The 20,886-nt window shown below is 63.5% G+C and carries 34 protein-coding genes; all 34 read right to left on the bottom strand.

Annotated features, from left to right (window positions below; genetic code table 11):
• Positions 1-921: a DMT family transporter gene (locus V1479_RS10610; protein WP_438620516.1), complete on the bottom strand. Its 921-nt coding sequence runs from the start codon at positions 919-921 to the stop codon at positions 1-3.
• Entirely contained in the window at positions 918-1,904 is a 987-nt protein-coding gene (locus V1479_RS10605) for an RluA family pseudouridine synthase (RefSeq protein WP_368802872.1), read from the bottom strand. Before V1479_RS10605 ends, V1479_RS10610 begins: the two co-directional genes overlap by 4 nt.
• 37 nt (positions 1,905-1,941) lie before the next feature.
• On the bottom strand, positions 1,942-2,319 hold the full coding sequence (gene crcB / locus V1479_RS10600) for a fluoride efflux transporter CrcB (protein WP_368802871.1): 378 nt from the start codon (positions 2,317-2,319) through the stop codon (positions 1,942-1,944).
• 73 nt (positions 2,320-2,392) lie between these two features.
• Complete coding sequence (locus tag V1479_RS10595) at positions 2,393-3,706, bottom strand: replication-associated recombination protein A (RefSeq protein ID WP_368802870.1); 1,314 nt, start codon at positions 3,704-3,706, stop codon at positions 2,393-2,395.
• Positions 3,707-3,932: 226 nt separating this feature from the next.
• Positions 3,933-5,408 (bottom strand): DegQ family serine endoprotease, encoded by a 1,476-nt coding sequence (locus tag V1479_RS10590; RefSeq protein ID WP_368802869.1) that lies wholly within the window; start codon positions 5,406-5,408, stop codon positions 3,933-3,935.
• 77 nt (positions 5,409-5,485) lie between these two features.
• On the bottom strand, positions 5,486-6,094 hold the full coding sequence (locus V1479_RS10585; RefSeq protein ID WP_368803275.1) for an ankyrin repeat domain-containing protein: 609 nt from the start codon (positions 6,092-6,094) through the stop codon (positions 5,486-5,488).
• Between the two features lie 131 nt (positions 6,095-6,225).
• Positions 6,226-6,657 carry a 50S ribosomal protein L17 gene (rplQ, locus tag V1479_RS10580; RefSeq protein WP_173191024.1) on the bottom strand — a complete coding sequence of 144 codons (432 nt, stop codon included), beginning with the start codon at positions 6,655-6,657 and terminating at the stop codon, positions 6,226-6,228.
• A gap of 35 nt (positions 6,658-6,692) precedes the next feature.
• Positions 6,693-7,703, bottom strand: coding sequence for a DNA-directed RNA polymerase subunit alpha (locus V1479_RS10575; protein WP_173191022.1), 1,011 nt, complete (start codon positions 7,701-7,703; stop codon positions 6,693-6,695).
• A gap of 105 nt (positions 7,704-7,808) precedes the next feature.
• Complete coding sequence (rpsK, locus tag V1479_RS10570) at positions 7,809-8,198, bottom strand: 30S ribosomal protein S11 (RefSeq protein ID WP_173191020.1); 390 nt, start codon at positions 8,196-8,198, stop codon at positions 7,809-7,811.
• Between the two features lie 146 nt (positions 8,199-8,344).
• Positions 8,345-8,713 carry a 30S ribosomal protein S13 gene (rpsM, locus tag V1479_RS10565; RefSeq protein WP_173191018.1) on the bottom strand — a complete coding sequence of 123 codons (369 nt, stop codon included), beginning with the start codon at positions 8,711-8,713 and terminating at the stop codon, positions 8,345-8,347.
• 197 nt (positions 8,714-8,910) lie between these two features.
• A complete protein-coding gene (locus V1479_RS10560; RefSeq protein ID WP_368802868.1) occupies positions 8,911-9,510 on the bottom strand; it encodes an adenylate kinase in 600 nt (199 codons plus the stop codon).
• Complete coding sequence (gene secY / locus V1479_RS10555) at positions 9,507-10,847, bottom strand: preprotein translocase subunit SecY (RefSeq protein ID WP_173191014.1); 1,341 nt, start codon at positions 10,845-10,847, stop codon at positions 9,507-9,509. The genes V1479_RS10560 and secY overlap by 4 nt, the downstream gene beginning before the upstream one ends.
• Before the next feature lie 178 nt (positions 10,848-11,025).
• Positions 11,026-11,499, bottom strand: a complete 474-nt coding sequence (gene rplO / locus V1479_RS10550; RefSeq protein WP_368802867.1) for a 50S ribosomal protein L15 — start codon at positions 11,497-11,499, stop codon at positions 11,026-11,028.
• Between the two features lie 19 nt (positions 11,500-11,518).
• On the bottom strand, positions 11,519-11,716 hold the full coding sequence (gene rpmD / locus V1479_RS10545; protein ID WP_173191010.1) for a 50S ribosomal protein L30: 198 nt from the start codon (positions 11,714-11,716) through the stop codon (positions 11,519-11,521).
• Between the two features lie 17 nt (positions 11,717-11,733).
• Entirely contained in the window at positions 11,734-12,300 is a 567-nt protein-coding gene (gene rpsE / locus V1479_RS10540; protein WP_173191008.1) for a 30S ribosomal protein S5, read from the bottom strand.
• 79 nt (positions 12,301-12,379) lie between these two features.
• Positions 12,380-12,739 (bottom strand): 50S ribosomal protein L18, encoded by a 360-nt coding sequence (rplR, locus tag V1479_RS10535; protein WP_173191006.1) that lies wholly within the window; start codon positions 12,737-12,739, stop codon positions 12,380-12,382.
• An 86-nt stretch (positions 12,740-12,825) separates the two neighbouring features.
• Positions 12,826-13,359 carry a 50S ribosomal protein L6 gene (gene rplF / locus V1479_RS10530; RefSeq protein WP_173191004.1) on the bottom strand — a complete coding sequence of 178 codons (534 nt, stop codon included), beginning with the start codon at positions 13,357-13,359 and terminating at the stop codon, positions 12,826-12,828.
• Between the two features lie 43 nt (positions 13,360-13,402).
• Entirely contained in the window at positions 13,403-13,801 is a 399-nt protein-coding gene (rpsH, locus tag V1479_RS10525; protein ID WP_173191002.1) for a 30S ribosomal protein S8, read from the bottom strand.
• 12 nt (positions 13,802-13,813) lie between these two features.
• Positions 13,814-14,119 (bottom strand): 30S ribosomal protein S14, encoded by a 306-nt coding sequence (gene rpsN / locus V1479_RS10520; RefSeq protein ID WP_173191000.1) that lies wholly within the window; start codon positions 14,117-14,119, stop codon positions 13,814-13,816.
• A gap of 24 nt (positions 14,120-14,143) precedes the next feature.
• Positions 14,144-14,698 (bottom strand): 50S ribosomal protein L5, encoded by a 555-nt coding sequence (gene rplE / locus V1479_RS10515; RefSeq protein WP_173190992.1) that lies wholly within the window; start codon positions 14,696-14,698, stop codon positions 14,144-14,146.
• Positions 14,691-15,005, bottom strand: coding sequence for a 50S ribosomal protein L24 (gene rplX, locus V1479_RS10510; protein ID WP_173190991.1), 315 nt, complete (start codon positions 15,003-15,005; stop codon positions 14,691-14,693). The genes rplE and rplX overlap by 8 nt, the downstream gene beginning before the upstream one ends.
• 13 nt (positions 15,006-15,018) lie before the next feature.
• On the bottom strand, positions 15,019-15,387 hold the full coding sequence (rplN, locus tag V1479_RS10505; RefSeq protein WP_173190989.1) for a 50S ribosomal protein L14: 369 nt from the start codon (positions 15,385-15,387) through the stop codon (positions 15,019-15,021).
• Between the two features lie 72 nt (positions 15,388-15,459).
• Complete coding sequence (gene rpsQ / locus V1479_RS10500) at positions 15,460-15,720, bottom strand: 30S ribosomal protein S17 (protein WP_173190987.1); 261 nt, start codon at positions 15,718-15,720, stop codon at positions 15,460-15,462.
• Positions 15,721-15,731: 11 nt separating this feature from the next.
• A complete protein-coding gene (rpmC, locus tag V1479_RS10495) occupies positions 15,732-15,932 on the bottom strand; it encodes a 50S ribosomal protein L29 (protein ID WP_173190985.1) in 201 nt (66 codons plus the stop codon).
• A gap of 13 nt (positions 15,933-15,945) precedes the next feature.
• Positions 15,946-16,359 (bottom strand): 50S ribosomal protein L16, encoded by a 414-nt coding sequence (gene rplP / locus V1479_RS10490; RefSeq protein WP_148913241.1) that lies wholly within the window; start codon positions 16,357-16,359, stop codon positions 15,946-15,948.
• Between the two features lie 27 nt (positions 16,360-16,386).
• A complete protein-coding gene (gene rpsC, locus V1479_RS10485) occupies positions 16,387-17,094 on the bottom strand; it encodes a 30S ribosomal protein S3 (protein WP_173190983.1) in 708 nt (235 codons plus the stop codon).
• The gene (rplV, locus tag V1479_RS10480; protein ID WP_173190981.1) at positions 17,094-17,483 is read right to left on the bottom strand and encodes a 50S ribosomal protein L22; all 390 of its coding nucleotides are present in this window, start codon (positions 17,481-17,483) and stop codon (positions 17,094-17,096) included. The genes rpsC and rplV overlap by 1 nt, the downstream gene beginning before the upstream one ends.
• A 2-nt stretch (positions 17,484-17,485) precedes the next feature.
• Positions 17,486-17,764: a 30S ribosomal protein S19 gene (gene rpsS, locus V1479_RS10475; protein WP_173190978.1), complete on the bottom strand. Its 279-nt coding sequence runs from the start codon at positions 17,762-17,764 to the stop codon at positions 17,486-17,488.
• A 16-nt stretch (positions 17,765-17,780) separates the two neighbouring features.
• Positions 17,781-18,614, bottom strand: coding sequence for a 50S ribosomal protein L2 (gene rplB / locus V1479_RS10470; protein ID WP_368802866.1), 834 nt, complete (start codon positions 18,612-18,614; stop codon positions 17,781-17,783).
• Positions 18,615-18,624: 10 nt separating this feature from the next.
• Entirely contained in the window at positions 18,625-18,918 is a 294-nt protein-coding gene (locus V1479_RS10465; protein WP_173190976.1) for a 50S ribosomal protein L23, read from the bottom strand.
• Positions 18,915-19,535, bottom strand: a complete 621-nt coding sequence (gene rplD, locus V1479_RS10460; protein ID WP_173193493.1) for a 50S ribosomal protein L4 — start codon at positions 19,533-19,535, stop codon at positions 18,915-18,917. The genes V1479_RS10465 and rplD overlap by 4 nt, the downstream gene beginning before the upstream one ends.
• The gene (gene rplC, locus V1479_RS10455; RefSeq protein WP_173190974.1) at positions 19,535-20,266 is read right to left on the bottom strand and encodes a 50S ribosomal protein L3; all 732 of its coding nucleotides are present in this window, start codon (positions 20,264-20,266) and stop codon (positions 19,535-19,537) included. Before rplC ends, rplD begins: the two co-directional genes overlap by 1 nt.
• Positions 20,267-20,369: 103 nt before the next feature.
• Positions 20,370-20,678 carry a 30S ribosomal protein S10 gene (gene rpsJ / locus V1479_RS10450; RefSeq protein ID WP_007066362.1) on the bottom strand — a complete coding sequence of 103 codons (309 nt, stop codon included), beginning with the start codon at positions 20,676-20,678 and terminating at the stop codon, positions 20,370-20,372.
• Positions 20,679-20,749: 71 nt separating this feature from the next.
• Positions 20,750-20,886 (bottom strand): EF-Tu C-terminal domain-related protein (locus tag V1479_RS10445; RefSeq protein WP_497831761.1); only part of this gene is annotated, 137 nt, incomplete at its 5' end.

Here is a 20,886-nt window from a genome sequence, read left to right as displayed (position 1 = left end):
TCAGCCCGGCAGTGTGCGCCTTAGCGGCCGGTTGACGAGCAGCAGGCCGACCGCAATCAGGATCAATGCCGCAAAGATGCGCATGGAGAGCGGCTCGTTCAACACCAGCCCCGCGCAAAGAACGCCAAAAGCAGGCGTCAGGAAGGCGAAGCTGGACAAACCGGACGCGGGATAACGCCGCATCAGCCAGAACCACAGCAGATAGGTGAAGGCCACGACATAGATGGCCTGAAACAGCAGCGCGCCGGTCGCCAGCGACGTGACCTCGCGCAGGAGCGGCCCCGCCAGCGGCACCAAGGGTATGAGGAAGGCCGCTGAAACGACGAGTTGATAGAGCAAGGTCTTCTCGGCGCTCGCGACCGAAAGCTTCGAGCCCTTTATGACCAGCGTGGTTGCGGCCCACAGCACGCCGCCCGTCAGGCACATAAGATCGCCGCGAAGCGCCTCGGGGCCAGGCAGGCTGAGCTTGTCTGAAAACACCAGCGCAACACCGCCAAAAGCCAGCGCCAGCCCCCAGAACTTCTGCATCGTGATGCGTTCGCCGAGCAGGAAATGGCCGCCGATCAGCACCCAGAAAGGCATGGTGTTGACCATCAGCGTGGCCCGGGCAGCACTCGTATAGTCGAGACCGAGGAAGATCAGCGCGAACTCGGCGCCGAAGAGCACGCCCACCGCGATGCCGGCCCAGAGCGTGCCGTCGCGCTCGAAGAGCGGAATGCGGCGATAGCGGCACCAAAGCCAGACTAGCGCGCAGGCGATTGCCGAGCGCAGCAGTGCGGCGAATATCGGGTTGTAGCCCGTGTTGGCAAACTTCACCGCCACCTGGTTCAGGCCCCACGAGAAGGTGAGGCCGATCATCAGGGCGGCGGCGAAACTGTCGATCGCCGGTCTCTCGAGTGTCGCGGCCGGCGCGTTGCTCACGCGTCGTCCTCAGCGCTCTGCTCGTCGAAGCCGAGAAGGTTCCAGCTCTGGCGCATATGCGGCGGCATTGGCGCGGTGACGTCGATCACCCCGCCAATGGGATGCGGTATCACGATGCGGCGGGCATGCAGGTGCAAGCGGTTCTGCAAGCCGCCGGGGAATTCCCAATTCTGGTCTGCCTCGAAATATTTCGGATCGCCGATGATCGGGCAGCCAATGTGCGCGGCGTGGACGCGAAGCTGGTGAGTGCGGCCCGTATAGGGCTCCATCTCAAGCCAGGACATGGTTTGTCCGGCCTGCTCCACCACGCGGTAATAGGACACGGCATGGTCCGAATCCGGTTCGCCGTGACGGGCAACGCGCATCCGGTCGCCGTCGAGCGTCTGCTCCTTCACCAGCCAGGTCGAAATCTTATCCTCACGCTTCTTAGGCACGCCCTTGACGAGCGCCCAGTAGGTCTTCTTCGCGTCGCGGCCGCGGAAGGCTTCGGCCAGCTTCATCGCGGCAAGACGTGTGCGGGCAACGACCAAGACGCCCGACGTATCGCGGTCGAGTCGATGGACAAGACGCGGCTTCTCGCCCTTCTTGCTGCGGAAGGCTTCCAGCATGTCGTCGACATGGCGATTAACGCCTGATCCGCCCTGCACGGCGAGGCCGGACGGCTTGTTGAAGACGAAGACGGCGGGGTCCTCGTAGAGCATCATCTTCGACAGCACGGCGCCGTCGTCCTGACCGCGCATCGTGCGCGCCGTCAGCGGCTCGCTGCCCTTGCGATCGACGCCGAGCGGCGGAATGCGGATCACCTGCCCCGGCTCGACGCGCGTATCGGCCTTGGCGCGGCCGCCGTCGACGCGCACCTGGCCGGAGCGCAGCAGCTTCTGCAAATGACCGAAGCCAAGGCCGGGGAAATGGGACTTGAACCAGCGGTCGAGCCGCATGCCCGCTTCGCCGGCTTCAACCGTTATCTGCTCTACGCCTGCCATTCTTCGCCAATCTCTGTGTCGCGTGCGCCAGATAGCATCAGGCGAGGTTTCGCGCGACCCACAATCCGACAAACAGCGCGCCGATCGAGAGCAGCACGCTGGCGGCCACATACGAAAACGCCTGCATGAGCGCGCCGCGCTCGTAAAGCACGGCAAAATCGAGCGAAAAGGCCGAAAACGTGGTGAACCCGCCGAACAATCCGGTCGCCACCAGCAGCCTGAGTTCCGCCGAACTGCCTGTACGGCGCAACAGCCAGGCCATGAACAGCCCCATGGCCAAGCTGCCAACCACGTTGACGGTCAACGTCCCCCAGGGAAAGCCGGATCCGAACAGGCGCAGCGTCGCAAGGTTGACGAGGTGGCGCAGCCCCGCCCCAACAGCGCCGCCAGCCGCAACGAGGACAAGATGGTACATCAACGTCTCCTGAAACCGGAATAGTTGAGAGATGCGGCAGGTCGTCTTCGTGCGTCCTTCGAGGCTTGCTGAATCAATTGCCGCGTTCCTTGCGCAACTTCGCCCAGTAATCCAGCCGCTTTCTGACCTCGCGCTCGAACCCTCTATCCGGGGGATCGTAGAATTTCTGGCGGCCCACCGCCTCGGGAAAATAGTCCTGGCCGGAAAACGCATCCGGTTCGTCGTGGTCGTAGCGGTAGCCGGTGCCGTAGCCCTCCGACTTCATGAGCTTTGTGGGCGCGTTGAGAATATGCTTGGGCGGCGCCAGCGAGCCATGCTCCTTGGCCGTGCGCATGGCCGACTTGAAGGCGGTGTAGAGCGCGTTCGATTTCGGCGCGGTGGCGAGATAGACGCAGGCCTGGGCCAGTGCCAGCTCACCCTCCGGAGAGCCCAGATAGTCGTAGGCATCCTTGGCCGCGTTCGCGATCACCAACGCCTGCGGGTCGGCCATGCCGATGTCCTCGGAGGCCATGCGAACCATGCGACGACCGAGATAGAGCGGGTCCTCGCCGGCGTCGAACATGCGCGCCAGATAGTAGAGGGCGGCATCGGGATCGGAACCGCGCACCGCCTTGTGCAGGGCGGAGATCAGATTGTAGTGGCCGTCCTGGCTCTTGTCGTAGATCGGTGCGCGGCGCTGGACGATGTGTTGCAGCCCCTCGGCGTCAAAAACCTCGTCCTCTCCGGCCGCTCGCCATGCCTCCTCGGCCAATGTGAGCGAAGCACGACCATCGCCGTCGGCCATGCGAATGAGGACAGCGCGGGCTTCGTCGTCGAGCGGCAGCGGCCGGCCTTCCTCGGCCTCCGCGCGTTCGAGCAGCGCGCCAATGCTCTCCGGCTCCAGCGACCGAAAGGTCAGGACACGCGCACGCGACAGAAGCGCGGCATTCAGTTCGAAGGACGGGTTCTCGGTGGTCGCGCCAACGAGAATGACGGTTCCGTCTTCCATAACAGGCAGGAAACTGTCCTGCTGGGCACGGTTGAAGCGGTGGATCTCGTCGACGAAGAGCAGGGTCTGACGGCCGTCAGCCCGGCGCATGCGAGCCGTCTCGAACACCTTCTTCAAATCTGCCACGCCGGAGAAGATCGCCGAAATCTGCTCGAAGGCCAGACCGGTCTCCCCGGCCAGCAGGCGCGCGACCGTGGTCTTGCCTGTTCCGGGCGGTCCCCAAAAGATCATCGATCCGAGCGAGCCCGAACGGATCATGCGCGTCAATGCACCATCAGTTCCCGTCAGATGCTCTTGTCCAACGACGAGCGCAAGCGTCGTCGGCCGCAGCCGATCGGCCAGCGGCCGGCCCGGCTGCTGCACGGTTTCGGGCTCACTGGGAGAGAACAGATCAGCCACGGAACGGGCCCGAAAGGCAGATCGGACACGTCATTGCCCTACGTTGCCCCCCTCTGGCCTGCCGGCCATCTCCCCCACGAGGGGGGAGATCAGCCTTCATTTCGGCCGGCGCCTTTCCTGCGACGAATGGCGAAAGCCGCCGCGACAGCCGATCTCCCCCCTCGTGGGGGAGATGGCCGGCAGGCCAGAGGGGGGCAACGTAAGGACGCGACATAGCCGACCTACCCTAGTATCGTAGGATCTGGTTGGTGACGCGGCCGTCGCGCTCGACGGTAAAGCGCCACCAGCGCGAATTGCTCATTGCGACGTCACGCAGCTTCTCCGGCGTATCGATTTCCTCGCCATTGACCTCGCGCACGATGTCGCGCGGACGGAAACCGAACCTTGCGGCAGGCGAATTGCGATCGACTTCGACAATGGCCACCCCCTTGCCGCGTGCCTGACCGCGGATGCCGAGCCTCTGGACGAGACGTGGCGAAAGCTCGGCCACCTTCGCGCCGGCAAACGGGCTGCGCCCGTCGATTATGATCTCAGCCGTCGATTGGCCTTCTGGCGCGCGGATCAGCTCGATTTCCACTTCCCGCTCGCTTCCCTGGCTGAGCACGTCGAGCGTTGCCACGCTGCCGATGGCCTGCGTTGCGAGCCTGTAGCCAAGCGCGTCGGGGTGCTCGATCGACGCACCATTCATTGCCAGAACCACGTCGCCGGGCTTGAGGCCGGCGTTTTCCGCCGGTCCGCCCTGTGCCACCGACTTGACCAAGGCTCCGGTCGGACTGGCCATGCCAAGCGCCTCTGCCATCTGGGCCGTGACGTTTTCGAAGGTGGCGCCGACAAACGGTCGCTCGAAATAGTCGAGGCCGTTTTTGGCGGCATCCACGACCGCACGGACGATATTGGCAGGGATGGCGAAGCCGATGCCGATCGAGCCGCCCGACTGACTGTAGATGGCGGTGTTAATGCCGATCACCTCGCCGCGCATGTTGACCAGCGCTCCGCCGGAATTGCCGGGATTGATGGCCGCATCCGTCTGGATGAAGAAACCGAAATCGTTGACGCCGATGTGGGTGCGCGCGAGCGCCGAGACGATGCCGCTCGTCGTGGTCTGGCCAACCCCGAATGGGTTGCCGATGGCCAGCACAAGATCGCCGACCTCCAGCGCGTCGGAATCGCCCAGCGGCGCGATCGGGAAAGGCTCCGGCGCATCGATCTTGAGAATTGCAAGATCCAGCGATTCATCCTTGAGCAGGATACTGCTGGTGAATTCGCGCCCATCGGACATCGCGACGCGCACCTCGTCCGCGTTGCTGATGACGTGGTTGTTCGTCACGACGTAGCCGGACGGATCGACCAGCACCCCCGACCCAAGCGAGGACTGGACGCGCGGCGGCATCTGCTGCCGCCCAAAAAACTGCTCGAAGAAGGGATCGCCCGCGAATGGCGAGCGCACCGAGACCTGTTGTGAGGCATAGACATTGACGACTGCGGGCGCGGTCGCCTTGACGAGCGGGGCAAAGGAAAGCTGCATCTCCTGCTGGCCAAACGGCACCCGACGGGCGGGCACCTGCGTCTCGCCGCCGCGCAGAAGATCGCTCAACGCATCCGCCAGACCCTTGCCGCCGGCATCCTGCGCCAAGGCGGGAGCGCTCAAGACGCAGATGGCAATTGCGGCGAACACGGTGGACAGCGGTGAGGCTCGGTGCATGACGACTCCCTTCAGTGGCAGGCGAGCACATTGTGCGAATGATTGTGCAAATTGGAAGGCCGGGGCCGCGCGTTGCGTCAACCAGCCGACGCGATCAGCTCTGCTATTTCCGTGTAGCCGCGACGTCTCGCATGCTCCAGAGCCGAAACGCCATCATTGTCAGGAATGTCCCGCGCTCCGGCGCGGACCAGTTCTCCGACGATCTCCTGGTAAACAGCCCCGCCGTCGCCAAGGATCACCGCCTCCATGAGCGCAGTCCAGCCGAGACGGTTCACGTGGTCTATGTCGATGTCGGTAGCCAGCAGGATGCGCACCGTTTCCGGGTGCCCGTGATGGGCCGCCGGGATCAGCGCGGTGCCGCCGTAGCGGTTGGTGCTCGCCATATCCGCGCGGCCCGAGGCTAGAATCGCACGGAGAATTTTATTACGACCCTCGGCGCCGGCATACAGGAACGGCGTATCGCGGATGTTGTCCCTGGCGTTGACGTCGGCGCCGGCAGCAATCAGGACCAGCGCGATGTCGACATGGTCGAGCCGTGTGGCAATCAGGAGCGGCGTGCGGCGCGCCGGGTCGCGTTGCTCCAGCTCTTCACCGGCGGCCAGCATCGCGTTCACGCGCGCGAGATCGCCCTGTTCCACGGCCCGCAGCATGGTTCTCTCTCCTCCAGCGAATCCGTAGCCCAGCATGGCGGCCAAGATACCGACTGCAACAGCCATCACGCGCCAGCCTTTATGGCAGGGCATCACGCCACACCTCCCCATAAACGAAAAAGGGGGCGCAAGGCCCCCTTCCCGTCAAATCAAGATCGGGGCCGGTCTTACGCGGCCTCGGCCTCGCCATTGGCTTCCTCAGCTTCGACGCGCGCGCGGTCGGCGGCGCCCTTGGCCGAGACGTCGCGGTCGACGAACTCGATCACGGCCATCGCGGCGTTGTCGCCGTGACGGAAGCCCGCCTTCATGATGCGCAGGTAGCCGCCGTTGCGGGTGGCGTAGCGCGGCGCAATGGTGTCGAACAGACGCTTTGCAAGCACGTCCGAACCGATCGCCGAGATCACCTGACGCCGTGCGTGCAGGTCGCCGCGCTTGCCGAGCGTGACGAGCTTCTCCACGATCGGGCGAAGCTCCTTGGCCTTGGGCAGCGTGGTGGTGATCTGCTCGTGTTCGATCAGCGAGGCGGCCATGTTCGAAAACAGCGCCTTGCGGTGGCTAACGGTACGGTTCAGCCGGCGGCCGGATTTTCCGTGGCGCATTGGCCCTCTCCTTCAGTTTGGTCCGAGGCCGAGCCTCAGTATTGATCTTCGTAGCGTTTTGCGAGGTCTTCGATGTTCTCCGGCGGCCAGTCCTGCACCTCCATTCCGAGGTGAAGGCCCATGGCGGCCAGAACTTCCTTGATCTCGTTGAGCGACTTGCGGCCGAAGTTCGGCGTGCGCAGCATCTCGGCTTCCGTCTTCTGGATCAGGTCGCCAATGTAGACGATGTTGTCGTTCTTCAGGCAGTTGGCCGAACGGACCGAAAGCTCCAGCTCGTCGACCTTCTTGAGCAGCGCCGGGTTGAAGGCGAGCTCGGTAACCTGCTCCGAAGCAACTTCCTTCTGCGGCTCGTCGAAATTGACGAAGAGGCCGAGCTGGTCCTGAAGGATGCGCGCAGCGAAAGCCACGGCGTCCTCACCGGTGACCGCACCGTTGGTCTCGATGGTCATCGTCAGCTTGTCATAGTCGAGAACCTGCCCCTCACGGGTGTTCTCGACCTTGTAGGAGACCTTCTTGACCGGCGAATAGAGGCTGTCGACCGGGATGAGCCCGATCGGCGCATCCTCGGCGCGGTTGCGATCGGCGGGCACGTAGCCCTTGCCGGTGTCGACCGTGAACTCCATGCGGATTTCCGCGCCCTCGTCGAGCGTGCAGATCACGTGGTCCGGGTTCAGGATCTCGACATCGCCGACGGTCTGGATGTCGCCTGCCGTGACGACGCCAGGGCCCTGCTTGCGCACGACCATGCGCTTGGGGCCATCGCCTTCCATGCGGATGGCGATTTCCTTGATGTTGAGCACGATGTCGGTCACGTCCTCGCGCACGCCGGCGATCGAGGAGAATTCGTGCAGCACGCCGTCGATCTGCACCGCCGTCACGGCAGCGCCGCGCAGCGAGGACAGAAGCACGCGACGCAGCGCGTTGCCGAGCGTCAGGCCGTAGCCACGCTCCAGCGGCTCGGCCACGAGCGTGGTGAGCGTCTTGCCCTTGGAGGAGAACTCGATCTTGTTGGGCTTGATCAGTTCCTGCCAGTTTTTCTGGATCATTCAGGTTTTCCTTCCGTTTCCCGCCACCATCCAATCGTGGCGGGCAAATCTGGAAACCGAGAGAGGAGCGCCGTGGTGGAACTCGTCAGGGTATATTGCTTCGGCCTAGACGCGGCGCTTCTTGCGCGGGCGGCAGCCATTGTGCGGGATCGGCGTGACGTCGCGGATCGAGGTGATGGTGAAGCCGGCGGCCTGCAGCGCACGCAGCGCCGACTCGCGACCGGAACCCGGCCCGCAGACCTCGACCTCAAGCATGCGCATGCCGTGGTCCTGCGCCTTCTTGGCGACGTCCTCGGCAGCAACCTGAGCGGCGAACGGCGTCGACTTGCGCGACCCCTTGAAGCCCTGCGCACCCGCCGACGACCAGGCAATCGCATTGCCCTGCGCATCGGTGATGGTGATCATCGTGTTGTTGAACGTCGAGTTGACGTGCGCAACGCCCGACGAGATGTTCTTGCGTTCGCGACGGCGAATACGCCCGGCTTCCTTGGCCATGTAGTTTCCTTCCAGTTGATATCAACGCCGCCGTAGTGCCAGCGGCTACACCTCGATGGCAGTAGGACAATAGGCACGGAGGATAAGGAAAGCGGCTGGCCGCCATCCGAAATCGCTAAGCCGTGCCGGCTTGCCTACCCCTCGAATTACTTCTTCTTACCAGCAATCGCCTTTGCCGGGCCCTTGCGGGTACGGGCGTTAGTGTGCGTGCGCTGGCCGCGGACCGGCAGCGAACGACGATGGCGCAGGCCGCGGTAGCAGCCGAGATCCATCAGGCGCTTGATGTTCATCGATACTTCGCGGCGCAGGTCACCCTCGACCTGGTAGTCGCGGTCGATGGCTTCGCGGATCTGCAGCACCTCAGCGTCGGTGAGCTGGTTGACGCGGCGATCGGCCGGGATGCCGACCTTCTCGACGATTTCCGAAGCGAACTTCGCGCCGATGCCGTGGATATACTGCAGCGCGATGACGACGCGCTTGTTGGTCGGGATATTGACGCCTGCTATACGGGCCATTCTCTTCTCCATGTAGGTCGGCCGACGTTCACGTCGAACCGGCGCGTTCTTGTTTTCCCGCGTCCGGTGGAGGCCGGCCCTTGCGGGGATTTCTCATCAAAGCGACCGCGCGGTCCGGAAGGACCGGCGGCACCGTGCCTGGATGGAAGACGGGCCGCTTTAGTCCAGAAAGCGGCGACAGTCAACACCTGGCGGGATTATTGCGCGGCAAGCGCCTTCTGATCGAGCAACGTGTCGATCTGACGGGTTACCGCATCGATGTCGGCCATGCCGTCGACACCCTTCAGCAGCCCCTTGGCGTAGTAGTAGCCGATGAGCGGCGCGGTCTTCTTGTAGTACTCGCGCAGCCGCTCGTCGAACACCTCGGGGTTGTCGTCCTTGCGTACCGGCTGGCCAGCGGCCTTTGCGTCCTCGGCGCGCTTGACGATCCGGCCGACAAGGGCCTTGTCGTCGACAACGAGCTCGATGGCGACATCCAGCTTCAGGTTGCGCTTGGCCAGCATCGCCTCGACGGCGTCAGCCTGCGCAAGCGTGCGCGGATAGCCGTCCAGTATGAAGCCATCGGCACAGTCGGGCTGATCGATACGCTCGGCCACGATCGCGTTGACGATGTCGTCAGAGACAAGCTCACCGGCATCCATCACGGCTTTCGCGCGCTTGCCGACCTCGGTGCCGTTGGCAACGGCCGCGCGCAGCATGTCCCCCGTCGAAAGCTGCGGTATGCCGTGTTTCTCGACAAGCCTCTGGGCCTGCGTCCCCTTCCCCGCTCCCGGCGGCCCGAGCAGAATAAGCCTCATCGTCCCCTCTTTCCTCCACGCAGCTTAGACTTCTTGATCAGCCCCTCATACTGATGCGCGATCAGATGACCCTGAACCTGCGCGACAGTGTCGAGCGTGACGCTCACCACGATGAGCAGCGAGGTGCCGCCAAGGTAGAACGGGACGCCAGTCGCCGAGATGAGGAATTCGGGGATAAGGCAGACGATCACGAGATAGAGCGCACCGACGGCCGTGATGCGCGTCAGAACGTAGTCGATATATTCGGCCGTACGCTCACCGGGCCGGTAGCCCGGAATGAAGCCGGAATGCTTCTTGAGCTGGTCGGCCGTGTCCTTCGGATTGAAGACGATGGCGGTGTAGAAGAACGCGAAGAAGACGATCATCGCGCCGTAGAGGAACATGTAGAGCGGCTGACCGTGGCCGAGCGTCGCCAGCACCGAATTGGCCCATGCGGGCAGCGCCGTCGTGTCTGAGAAGCCAGCGAGTGTCGCGGGCAGCAGAAGCAGCGACGACGCGAAGATCGCAGGTATGACGCCGGCAGTGTTGAGCTTCAGCGGCAGGTGCGAGGTATCGCCCTGGAACATGCGGTTGCCGACCTGGCGCTTCGGATACTGGATCAGAAGACGGCGTTGCGCGCGCTCGAAGAACACGATCACCGCGATCAGGACAAGCGCGAGCACCAGGATCGCCAGGATCAGGCCGGTCGATAGCGCGCCGGTGCGGCCGAGCTCGAGCGTACCGCTGAGCGCAGACGGGAGGCCCGCGACGATGCCGGCGAAGATGATCAGGGAAATACCGTTGCCGATGCCGCGCGCGGTGATCTGCTCGCCGAGCCACATCAGGAACATGGTGCCGCCGACGAGCGTGATGACCGCGGATGCGCGGAAGAACCAGCCCGGATCCGTCACGATGTTGGCGCCACTCTCCAGCCCCACGGCGATGCCGTAGGCCTGCACGGTGGCAAGCAGCACCGTGCCGTAGCGGGTGTACTGGTTGATGATCTTGCGGCCCTGCTCGCCTTCCTTCTTCAGTTGCTCGAGCGTCGGCACGACCGACGTCATGAGCTGCATGATGATGGATGCGGAGATGTAGGGCATGATGCCCAGCGCGAAGATCGCCATGCGCTCGACGGCGCCGCCGGCAAACATGTTGAACATGCCGAGCACGCCGCCCGACTGCTGCTGGAAGGCCTGGGCGAACGAATCAGGATTGATGCCGGGCAGCGGAATGTAGGTGCCGAGTCGGTAGACCAGAAGTGCGCCCAGCGTAAACCAGATGCGCTTCTTTAGGTCCTCGGCCTTCGCGAAGGCCGCAAAGTTGAGGTTTGAAGCTAGCTGTTCCGCTGCCGATGCCATGGAAAATTCTCCGCTTCGTCACGCGAGGGTATTCGCCAGCGCGAACCGCGTGTCGCCGAAGCCACGAGATAGGCTCCGGCCGGCAAAGATGCAAGCGGCGGCCTGCTCATGCTTTCGTCCGATTGATGGTTTTCAACCGGGCTGTAGCATGGGCAGGCCGCCGCCTCGTGGAAGCCCGTTACTCGGCTGCGGCTGCTTCTGGCAGCTTCACCGATCCCCCGGCCTTCTCAACCTGTTCGAGCGCCGGCTTGGAAGCACCGGCGATGTCGAAGTTGACTTTCGTCTTCAGCTCGCCGCCACCCAGCAGGCGCACGCCATCCTTAGCGCGGCGGACGACACCGGCCTTGACGAGCGCCTCGACCGTCACGGTCTCCTTGGCGTCAAGCTTCTTGGCGTCGATCGCCGCCTGAATGCGGCCGAGCGAGACTTCGTTATAGTCCTTGCCGAAGATGTTCTTGAAGCCACGCTTCGGCAGACGGCGGTAGAGCGGCATCTGGCCACCCTCAAAGCCGTTGATTGACACGCCCGAGCGGGACTTCTGACCCTTGACGCCGCGGCCGCCGGTCTTGCCGGAACCGGAGCCGATGCCACGGCCCACGCGCTTGCGGGACTTCGTGGCGCCGTCGCGATCACGCAATTCGTTGAGTTTCATCGTTAGCGCTCCTGCGGTGCTATGCCTCGTCCACGACGCGGACGAGATGCTGCACCTTCGCAATCATGCCGCGCACGGAGGGAGTGTCCTCCAGCGTCGAGCGACGATGCATCTTGTTGAGACCCAGGCCGATCAGCGTCGCGCGCTGTTCGACCGGGCGGCGGATTGGGCTGCCGATCTGTTCGACCGTCAGCGTCTTGCCCTGTTTCTTGGCCATGATCGCAAATCCCTGCCCTATTCTTCAGCCGTCGCGGCGGCGCCACGGCGCGCCTGCAGGGCCGAATACTTGATGCCGCGCTGCGCAGCGATGTCCTTCGGATGCATCTGGCTCTTCAGCGCATCGAAGGTGGCGCGCACCATGTTGTACGGGTTCGACGAACCCATCGACTTGGCAACGACGTCATGCACGCCCAGCGTCTCGAAGACAGCGCGCATCGGGCCGCCTGCGATGATGCCGGTACCGGCCTTGGCGGCGCGCAGCAGGACGCGACCCGCACCGTGGCGGCCCTCGACGTCGTGATGCAGCGTACGGGCCGAGCGAAGCGGCACGAAGATCATGTCGCGCTTGGCGCTTTCGGTAGCCTTGCGGATGGCCTCCGGCACTTCACGGGCCTTGCCGTGGCCGAAGCCGACGCGGCCCTTCTGATCGCCGACGACGACGAGCGCGGCGAAGCCGAAGCGACGACCACCCTTCACCACCTTGGCGACGCGATTGATATGAACGAGCTTGTCGACAAATTCGCTGTCGCGCTCTTCACGGTCACGGCGATCGCGACCGCCGTCCCTACGTTCCTGTGCCATTGCCCTGATCCTTATTCTTTTCCGGTAGCACGGTTGATGGGAAATGCCGCCACGACGTCATGCGCGGGCGGCGGCGAATTTAGAAGCTGAGGCCGCCTTCGCGAGCAGCGTCGGCGAGTGCCTTGACGCGGCCGTGATAGATGTAAGGTCCGCGATCGAACACGACTTCCTTTACACCGGCCTTGGCGGCGCGCTCGGCAAGCAGCTTGCCGACTGCAGCAGCAGCGGCAGCGTCCGCGCCCGTCTTGAGCGAACCCTTGAGGTCCTTCTCCAGCGTCGACGCGGAAGCCAGCGTGTGGCCCTTCGAATCGTCGATAACCTGGGCGTAGATGTTCTTCGAAGAACGGTAGACCGACAGGCGCGGACGCTCGCCGGCAACCTTCTTCAACTGACGACGCACGCGCTGGGCGCGGCGCTGGATGGATTCCTTGGAGGCCATGGCCTGATTCCTTGCCTTGTAAAACGGGGCTGGCCATATGCGGTAAGCTGGGCTTCCCGCGACCACACCCCGTGGCGTTGCAGTTCTTACTTCTTCTTGCCTTCCTTGCGGACGATGCGCTCGCCGGCATAACGGACACCCTTGCCCTTGTAGGGCTCGGGACCGCGATACTTGCGGATCTCCGCGGCAACCTGGCCGACGACCTGCTTGTCGATGCCGTTGACCACGATTTCGGTCGGCTTCGGCACGGAGATCGTCACGCCTTCGGGCGCCTCATAGACCACGTCGTGGCTGAAGCCAAGAGCAAGCTGCAGGTTCTTGCCCTGCATCGCGGCACGGTAGCCGACGCCGGTGATCTCGAGCCTGCGCTCGAAACCTTCCTTCACGCCGGTCACGATGTTCTCGATCTGCGTGCGCGACATGCCCCACTTGGAGCGGGCGTCCTTGCTCTGGTCGCGCGGCTCGACGGCAATCGCGCCGTCGTCCAGCTTCACCAGAACTTCGTCGTTGACGACGAACTTGAGCTCGCCCTTGGGGCCCTTGGCGGTAACGGTCTGGCCGTCGACGCTGGCGGTGACGCCCTGCGGAACAGCGACCGGTTTCTTTCCAATACGAGACATGTTGCTGTCCTCGTCCTTCTTGTTCTTCAGTCAGCCGGCCCGATCAGAAGATCTGGCAGAGCACTTCACCGCCGACATTCTGCTCGCGCGCCTGATGGTCTGCCATCACGCCCTTGGGCGTCGACAGGATCGAGATACCGAGGCCGTTGGCGACCGACGGGATCGACTTGACCGACACGTAGACGCGGCGACCAGGCTTGGAGACGCGGGCGATCTCGCGGATCACCGGGGTGCCTTCGTAGTACTTCAGCTCGATCTCCAGCTCCGACTTGCCATTGTCGTAGTCGACCTTGGCGTAGTCCCGGATGTAGCCTTCGGACTTCAGCACTTCGAGAACACGTGCGCGCAGGCTGGATGCCGGCGTCGTCACCTTGTTCTTGCGACGGCCATAGGCGTTGCGGATGCGGGTCAGCATATCGCCGAGAGGATCACTCATGGACATTTGATGTCCTCCTTACCAGCTGGACTTGACGAGGCCGGGAACCAGGCCGTTGTTGCCGAGTTCGCGCAGCGCAACGCGGCTCATCTTGAGCTTGCGGTAATAGGCGCGCGGGCGGCCGGTCACTTCGCAGCGATTGCGGATACGGTTCTTTGCCGAGTTGCGCGGCAGGGCAGCAAGCTTGAGCTGCGCACGGAAGCGCTCCTCGATCGGCTTGTCCTGATCCATGATGATCGCCTTGAGCTCCGCGCGCTTCGCGGCGTACTGCTTGACGAGCTTGCGGCGCTTCTCGTTCTTCTCGACTGAGCTGGTCTTTGCCATTTCAGGTTCCTTTGTTCGCTGCCGTTACTGCCGGAAGGGGAAGTTCAAGGCCTTGAGCAGAGCCCGGGCCTCGTCGTCCGTCTTGGCGGTCGTACAAACGATGATGTCCATTCCCCAGATCTGGTCGACCTTGTCGTAGTTGATCTCGGGGAACACGATGTGTTCCTTGATGCCCATGGCAAAGTTGCCGCGGCCATCGAAGCTCTTCGCGTTGAGACCGCGGAAGTCGCGCACGCGCGGCAGCGCGATCGTGACCAGGCGATCCACGAAGTCGTACATGCGGTCCTTGCGGAGCGTAACCTTGGCGCCGATCGGCATGTTCTCGCGAACCTTGAAGCCGGCGATCGAGTTGCGCGCCTTGGTCACGACAGCCTTCTGGCCGGCGATCTGGGCAAGGTCCTCGGCGGCGACCGACGGCTTCTTGGAATCCGCCGTGGCTTCGCCGACACCCATGTTGATGACGATCTTGTCGAGACGCGGGATCTGCATCTCGTTGTCGTAGTTGAACTGCTCCTGGAGAGCCTTGCGGATCTGGTCGCGGTAAAGCGCCTTCATCCGCGGTTCGTACTGATTAGCCATTGATGACTTCTCCCGAGCGCTTCGCGACGCGCACTTTCTTGCCGTCGCGGACCTCGAAACCGACGCGTGTCGGCGTCTTGCCGTCCTTGGGATCGGCAACTGCGATGTTGGACAGGTGAATCGGCGCTTCCTTGCGGATGAGCCCACCTTCCTGGGTCTGCGACTGCCGCTGATGGCGCACGATCATGTTGACGCCGCGCACCAGCGCCTTGTCGTCCTTGGGCATGACGCGCAGCACCTCACCGGTGCGGCCCTTGTCCTTGCCGGCGAGTACGACGACGTTGTCGCCCTTGCGAATCTTCTGCATTTCACCGGCCTCCTTAGAGCACTTCAGGCGCGAGCGAGATGATCTTCATGTGGCTCTTGGCGCGGAGTTCGCGCGGAACCGGTCCGAAGATACGGGTGCCGATCGGCTCTTTCTTGTTGTCGACGAGAACGGCCGCGTTCTTGTCGAAACGGATCACGCTGCCGTCCGAACGACGGATGTCCTTGGCCGTGCGAACCACGACCGCCTTCATCACATCACCCTTCTTAACGCGGCCGCGCGGAATGGCTTCCTTGACCGAAACGACGATGATGTCGCCGACCGAGGCATACTTCCGCTTCGAGCCGCCCAGCACCTTGATGCACATGACACGACGCGCGCCGGAATTATCCGCGACGTCGAGGTTTGTTTGCATCTGAATCATGACTGGCCGCCTTCTTCTTCATTTCCGGCAGTGCGCTCGCGGCGCCCTGCCCGGCTTGTCCAAAATTCGTTGTTACTCGGCTTTCGCCGCCTGTTCCTGCGTCTGGTTCTGAATCACGACCCAGCGCTTGTCCTTGGAGATCGGAGCCGCCTCCTGGATGAAGACGAAGTCGCCCACCTTGCAGGCGTTGCTCTCGTCATGCGCCTTGTAGCGCTTGGTCTGACGAACCGTCTTCTTCATCACCGGATGGGTGAAGCGGCGCTCGATCCTGACGACAACGGTCTTGTCGTTCTTGTCGCTGACGACAGTGCCCTGCATGATGCGCTTCGGCATTTTCTTCGTCCTTAAGCCTTCTTGGCGGCGGACTTTTCCGCCGCAATCGTCTTGATGCGCGCGATGTCCTTGCGGACCTGCTTGACGCGCGCGGTTTTCTCGAGCTGACCTGTGGCCTTCTGGAAGCGCAGGTTAAACTGCTCCTTCTTCAGCGAACCCAGTTCGTCGTTCAGCTCGTCGAGGGTCTTGGCCCTCACGTCGGAGGCTTTCATCTCGTGGCCCTTCCTATTCTGCGATGCGCTGCACGAAGCGCGTGCGCACCGAAAGCTTGGCAGCGCCGAGACGCAGCGCCTCGCGGGCGATCTCCTCGGACACGCCGTCGATCTCGAACATGACGCGGCCCGGCTTGACGCGCGCCGCCCAATAATCGACGGAGCCCTTGCCCTTACCCATGCGGACTTCGGTCGGCTTCGAGGTGACCGGCAGATCCGGGAACACCCGGATCCAGACGCGACCCTGACGCTTCATCTGGCGGGTGATCGCGCGGCGAGCCGCCTCGATCTCACGCGCGGTGACCCGGTTGGGCTCGAGCGCCTTAAGGCCGAAGCCGCCGAAGTTCAGGTCGGTGCCACCCTTGGCAGCGCCGTGAATACGGCCCTTGAACTGCTTGCGGAACTTTGTGCGCTTTGGCTGCAGCATCGTTCTTCTCCAAAATCCCTATGCTTCTCAGGCGTTTTCGCGGCGACGCGGACCACCACCGTGGCTGTCGGCCTCGATTGCCTTGCGCTCGGACGCCATCGGGTCGTGCTCGAGGATCTCGCCCTTGAACACCCACACCTTGACGCCACAGATGCCGTAGGCCGTCTGTGCTTCGGCGGTGCCGTAGTCGACGTCGGCGCGCAGCGTATGCAGCGGCACGCGGCCTTCGCGGTACCACTCCATGCGTGCGATTTCCGCACCGCCCAGGCGACCCGCGCAGTTGATGCGGATACCTTCGGCGCCAAGGCGCATGGCCGACTGAACGGCGCGCTTCATGGCACGGCGGAACGCGACGCGGCGCTCGAGCTGCTGGGCGATCGACTGAGCGACCAGCTTGGCGTCGATCTCAGGCTTGCGAACCTCGACGATGTTGAGGTGCGTTTCAGCCTTCGTCATCTCGGTCAGCTTGCGGCGCAGCTTCTCGATGTCGGCGCCCTTCTTGCCGATGATGAGACCCGGACGCGCGGCGTGAATGGTCACGCGGCACTTCTTGTGCGGGCGCTCGATCACGATCTTCGACACCGCGGCCTGCTTGAGTTCCTTCTCGAGGTACTCGCGGATCTTCAGATCCTCATGCAGCAGCTTGCCGTACTCGCCGGTGTTCGCGTACCAGCGCGAATCCCAGGTGCGGTTGATGCCGAGACGCAGACCGATCGGGTTGATTTTCTGGCCCATCAGGCGGCCTCCACTTTCTCTTCAACTTCGCGCACCACGATGGTGAGGTGCGAGAACGGCTTTTCGATCCGGCTCGCACGGCCACGCCCGCGGGCATGGAAGCGCTTCATGGTGATCGACTTGCCGACATAGGCCTCGGCGACGACCAGTGCGTCGACATCGAGATCGTGATTGTTCTCGGCATTCGCGATCGCGGACTCCAGCGTCTTCTTGACGGTGCCGGCGATGCGCTTGCGGGAGAACTCGAGATCGGCGAGCGCAGTGCCGACCTTCTTGCCACGGATCAGCGCGGCAACGAGGTTCAGCTTCTGCGGGCTGACGCGGATCGTGCGCAGTACGGCGCGCGCCTCGTTGTCGGCGAGCCTGCGCGGAGCTTTGGCCTTGCCCATCGTTACTTCCTCTTTGCCTTCTTGTCCGCGCCGTGGCCGTAATAGGTACGGGTAGGCGAGAACTCACCGAACTTGTGGCCAACCATCTCCTCGGTCACATTGACCGGGACGTGCTTCTGGCCGTTGTAAACACCGAAGGTGAGGCCGACGAACTGCGGCAGGATGGTGGAGCGACGGCTCCACATCTTGATCACCTCGTTACGGCCACCCTCGCGAACCTTATCCGCCTTCTTGAGCAGATAGCCGTCGACGAACGGGCCTTTCCAAACTGAACGGGTCACGTCTGACTACCTTTCCTTAGCTCTTGCGCTGGTGGCGCGAGCGCATGATGAACTTGTCGGTCGCCTTGTTGGACCGCGTTCTCTTGCCCTTGGTCGGCTTGCCCCACGGGGTCACCGGGTGCCGGCCGCCGGATGTGCGGCCTTCACCACCGCCGTGCGGATGGTCGACCGGGTTCATGGTCACGCCGCGATTGTGCGGACGCTTGCCGCGCCAACGGGTACGACCTGCCTTGCCGTCGTTGATGTTGCCGTGGTCCGGGTTGGACACGGCACCGACAGTGGCCAGGCACGCACCGGACACGATGCGCTGCTCGCCCGAGTTGAGGCGCAGGATCGCCATGCCCTGGTCGCGACCGACGAGCTGGACGTAAGCACCGGCCGAACGGGCAATCTGGCCGCCCTTGCCGGGCTTCAGCTCGACGTTGTGGACAATCGTGCCGACCGGCATCGCACCCAGCGGCATCGCGTTGCCCGGCTTCACGTCGACGCTCTCACCGGCCACGACGCGGTCGCCGGCAGCCAGGCGCTGCGGCGCCAGGATGTAGGCGAGCTCACCGTCATCGTACTTGATCAGCGCGATGAAGGCGGTGCGGTTCGGATCGTACTCCAGACGCTCCACCGTGCCGCCGACGTCGAACTTGCGACGCTTGAAGTCGATGATGCGGTAGGTGCGCTTGTGACCGCCGCCGATGAAGCGGCTGGTGACGCGACCGGTATTGTTGCGACCGCCGTTCTTGGTCAGACCTTCGGTCAGACCCTTCACCGGCTTGCCCTTGTAAAGACCCGAACGGTCGACGATCACGAGCTGGCGCGTGCTCGGCGTAATCGGATTGAATTTCTTCAGTGCCATCGTTCCGTCCTTACAGTCCGGTCGCGACGTCGATCGACTGGCCTTCAGCCAGCGTCACGACGGCTTTCTTGACGTCGCTCTGGCGCCCGATGGTGCCGCGGAACCGCTTCACCTTGCCCTTGCGCAGGAGCGTATTGACAGCGGTGACCTTGACGCCGAACAGCGCCTCGACAGCCGCCTTGATCTCCGGCTTCGTCGCCTTGCGGGCAACGTTGAAGACCACCTGGTTGTACTCGGAAGCCATGGTCGACTTCTCGGTGATCGCCGGCGAGACGATCACGTCATAGTGGCGAAGATCAGTCATTTGAACCGCTCCTCCAGAGCCTCGACTGCGGCCTTCGACAGCACGAGCGTGCCGCGGCGCAGAATGTCGTAGACGTTGATGCCCTGGATCGGCAGCACGTCGATGTTGGGAATGTTCGACGCAGCGCGCTTGAAGTTCTGGTCGAGCTCGGCACCGCCGATCACCAGCGCGTTGGTCAGCCCCAGCTTGGCGAAATCCGCCACCAGAGCCTTCGTCTTGGGATCCTTCAGCGCCAGCTCGTCGACGACGATCAGGTTCGAAGCCTTCGCCTTGGCCGACAGCGCGTGGCGCAGGCCAAGCGCGCGGACCTTCTTCGGCAGATCGTGCTCGTGGCTGCGAACGACCGGGCCGTGCGCCTTGCCACCGCCACGGAACTGCGGAGCACGAGCGGAGTGGTGACGGGCGCGGCCCGTACCCTTCTGCTTGTACATCTTGGCGCCGGTGCGAGAGATCTCCGCACGGCCCTTGGCCTTGTGCGTGCCCTGCTGCTTCTTGGCTAGCTGCCAGCGAATGACGCGCTGGAGGATGTCCTCACGCGGATCGAGGCCGAAGATCTCGTCGGAGAGCTTCACCTCGCCGGCAGCCTTGCCGGAAAGAGTGGTGATCTTGATATCCATCATTCGGCTCCCTCAGCCGCCGGAGCAGCTTCCGCCGCCGGAGCATCTACCTTCTTGGCGGCGCGGACGGCGCCCGGCTTCGGAGCATTGTCCGGAAGCGGTGCCTTCACGGCGTCGCGAACCATGATCCAGGCGCCCTTGGAACCCGGAACCGCGCCGCGGATCAGGATCAGGCCGCGATCGGCGTCGGTCGAAACGACCTCGACGTTCTGCGTCGTCACGCGGGTGGCACCCATGTGACCGGCCATCTTCTTGCCCTTGAACACCTTGCCCGGGTCCTGGCGCTGACCGGTCGAGCCGTGCGAGCGGTGCGAGACCGAGTTACCGTGGGTCGCGCGGCCACCACCGAAGTTGTGGCGCTTCATGACGCCCTGGAAACCCTTACCGATCGAGGTGCCCGTCACGTCGACCTTCTGGCCGGCGACGAAGTGCTCGACAGTGATCTCCGAACCGACGTCGATCAGGTTGTCCGGCGACACGCGGAACTCCGCGAGCTTGGCCTTCGGCTCGACGGAAGCAGTCGCGAAATGGCCGCGCATCGCCTTCGTCGTATTCTTCACCTTGGCAAGCCCGACGCCGAGCTGCAGCGCCGTATAGCCGTTCTTTTCCTGGGTACGCTGAGCAACGACCTGGCAGTTCTCCATGCGGAGAACCGTGACCGGCACATGCTCACCAGCGTCGTTGTAGACGCGCGTCATCCCGATTTTCTGTGCGATAACACCTGAACGCATCGGTTGTCTTCCTTCAGAGTTCCCTGTCGGGGACCAGCCCCTCCAGCCTCTTGTTTCTCAGAGGAGCCTTTCGGGCGAACCCGGCCGGCTCATGTTTAAGCCCCTAGAGCTTGATCTCGACGTCGACGCCGGCTGCCAGGTCGAGCTTCATAAGAGCGTCGACGGTCTGCGGGGTCGGGTCTACGATGTCCAGGAGGCGCTTATGCGTGCGCATCTCGAACTGCTCGCGGCTCTTCTTGTCGATGTGCGGCGAGCGGTTCACCGTGAATTTCTCGATCCGCGTCGGCAGCGGGATGGGCCCGCGAACGTTGGCCCCGGTGCGTTTCGCCGTCGATACGATCTCGCGCGTCGACGCATCAAGTACGCGATGGTCAAACGCTTTGAGGCGGATGCGGATGTTTTGCCCGTTCATCTAGTCAATTCCTTCAAGTCTTCCGCGGGCGCGGGCAACAACCGCGCCCGCGACAGACCCTGTTGATCTTCTTATTCCGTGATAGCGGCGACGATGCCGGCACCAACCGTGCGGCCGCCTTCGCGGATGGCGAAGCGCAGCTTCTCTTCCATCGCGATCGGCACGATCAGCGTCACGTCGACCGTCACGTTGTCGCCAGGCATAACCA

The organism is Neoaquamicrobium sediminum, assembly GCF_040970315.1.
In the GTDB taxonomy this organism is placed as follows: Bacteria; Pseudomonadota; Alphaproteobacteria; order Rhizobiales; family Rhizobiaceae; genus Aerobium; species Aerobium sediminum.
Note: the sequence above shows the minus strand (reverse complement) of the source record. Positions and strands in the feature narration are given on the sequence as shown.

Coding starts and splice junctions, on each gene's coding strand:
- V1479_RS10605 (WP_368802872.1), bottom strand. CDS start 1,904: ATGGCAGGCGTAGAGCAGATAACGGTTGAAGCCGGCGAAGCGGGCATG.
- crcB (WP_368802871.1), bottom strand. CDS start 2,319: ATGTACCATCTTGTCCTCGTTGCGGCTGGCGGCGCTGTTGGGGCGGGG.
- V1479_RS10590 (WP_368802869.1), bottom strand. CDS start 5,408: ATGCACCGAGCCTCACCGCTGTCCACCGTGTTCGCCGCAATTGCCATC.
- V1479_RS10585 (WP_368803275.1), bottom strand. CDS start 6,094: ATGCTGGGCTACGGATTCGCTGGAGGAGAGAGAACCATGCTGCGGGCC.
- rplQ (WP_173191024.1), bottom strand. CDS start 6,657: ATGCGCCACGGAAAATCCGGCCGCCGGCTGAACCGTACCGTTAGCCAC.
- V1479_RS10575 (WP_173191022.1), bottom strand. CDS start 7,703: ATGATCCAGAAAAACTGGCAGGAACTGATCAAGCCCAACAAGATCGAG.
- rpsK (WP_173191020.1), bottom strand. CDS start 8,198: ATGGCCAAGGAAGCCGGGCGTATTCGCCGTCGCGAACGCAAGAACATC.
- rpsM (WP_173191018.1), bottom strand. CDS start 8,713: ATGGCCCGTATAGCAGGCGTCAATATCCCGACCAACAAGCGCGTCGTC.
- V1479_RS10560 (WP_368802868.1), bottom strand. CDS start 9,510: ATGAGGCTTATTCTGCTCGGGCCGCCGGGAGCGGGGAAGGGGACGCAG.
- secY (WP_173191014.1), bottom strand. CDS start 10,847: ATGGCATCGGCAGCGGAACAGCTAGCTTCAAACCTCAACTTTGCGGCC.
- rplO (WP_368802867.1), bottom strand. CDS start 11,499: ATGAAACTCAACGAATTGCGTGATCGCGACGGCGCCACGAAGTCCCGC.
- rpmD (WP_173191010.1), bottom strand. CDS start 11,716: ATGGCCAAGAAACAGGGCAAGACGCTGACGGTCGAACAGATCGGCAGC.
- rpsE (WP_173191008.1), bottom strand. CDS start 12,300: ATGGCACAGGAACGTAGGGACGGCGGTCGCGATCGCCGTGACCGTGAA.
- rplR (WP_173191006.1), bottom strand. CDS start 12,739: ATGGCCTCCAAGGAATCCATCCAGCGCCGCGCCCAGCGCGTGCGTCGT.
- rplF (WP_173191004.1), bottom strand. CDS start 13,359: ATGTCTCGTATTGGAAAGAAACCGGTCGCTGTTCCGCAGGGCGTCACC.
- rpsH (WP_173191002.1), bottom strand. CDS start 13,801: ATGTCCATGAGTGATCCTCTCGGCGATATGCTGACCCGCATCCGCAAC.
- rpsN (WP_173191000.1), bottom strand. CDS start 14,119: ATGGCAAAGACCAGCTCAGTCGAGAAGAACGAGAAGCGCCGCAAGCTC.
- rplE (WP_173190992.1), bottom strand. CDS start 14,698: ATGGCTAATCAGTACGAACCGCGGATGAAGGCGCTTTACCGCGACCAG.
- rplX (WP_173190991.1), bottom strand. CDS start 15,005: ATGCAGAAGATTCGCAAGGGCGACAACGTCGTCGTACTCGCCGGCAAG.
- rplN (WP_173190989.1), bottom strand. CDS start 15,387: ATGATTCAGATGCAAACAAACCTCGACGTCGCGGATAATTCCGGCGCG.
- rpsQ (WP_173190987.1), bottom strand. CDS start 15,720: ATGCCGAAGCGCATCATGCAGGGCACTGTCGTCAGCGACAAGAACGAC.
- rpmC (WP_173190985.1), bottom strand. CDS start 15,932: ATGAAAGCCTCCGACGTGAGGGCCAAGACCCTCGACGAGCTGAACGAC.
- rplP (WP_148913241.1), bottom strand. CDS start 16,359: ATGCTGCAGCCAAAGCGCACAAAGTTCCGCAAGCAGTTCAAGGGCCGT.
- rpsC (WP_173190983.1), bottom strand. CDS start 17,094: ATGGGCCAGAAAATCAACCCGATCGGTCTGCGTCTCGGCATCAACCGC.
- rplV (WP_173190981.1), bottom strand. CDS start 17,483: ATGGGCAAGGCCAAAGCTCCGCGCAGGCTCGCCGACAACGAGGCGCGC.
- rplB (WP_368802866.1), bottom strand. CDS start 18,614: ATGGCACTGAAGAAATTCAATCCGATTACGCCGAGCACGCGCCAGCTC.
- V1479_RS10465 (WP_173190976.1), bottom strand. CDS start 18,918: ATGACTGATCTTCGCCACTATGACGTGATCGTCTCGCCGGCGATCACC.
- rplD (WP_173193493.1), bottom strand. CDS start 19,535: ATGGATATCAAGATCACCACTCTTTCCGGCAAGGCTGCCGGCGAGGTG.
- rplC (WP_173190974.1), bottom strand. CDS start 20,266: ATGCGTTCAGGTGTTATCGCACAGAAAATCGGGATGACGCGCGTCTAC.
- rpsJ (WP_007066362.1), bottom strand. CDS start 20,678: ATGAACGGGCAAAACATCCGCATCCGCCTCAAAGCGTTTGACCATCGC.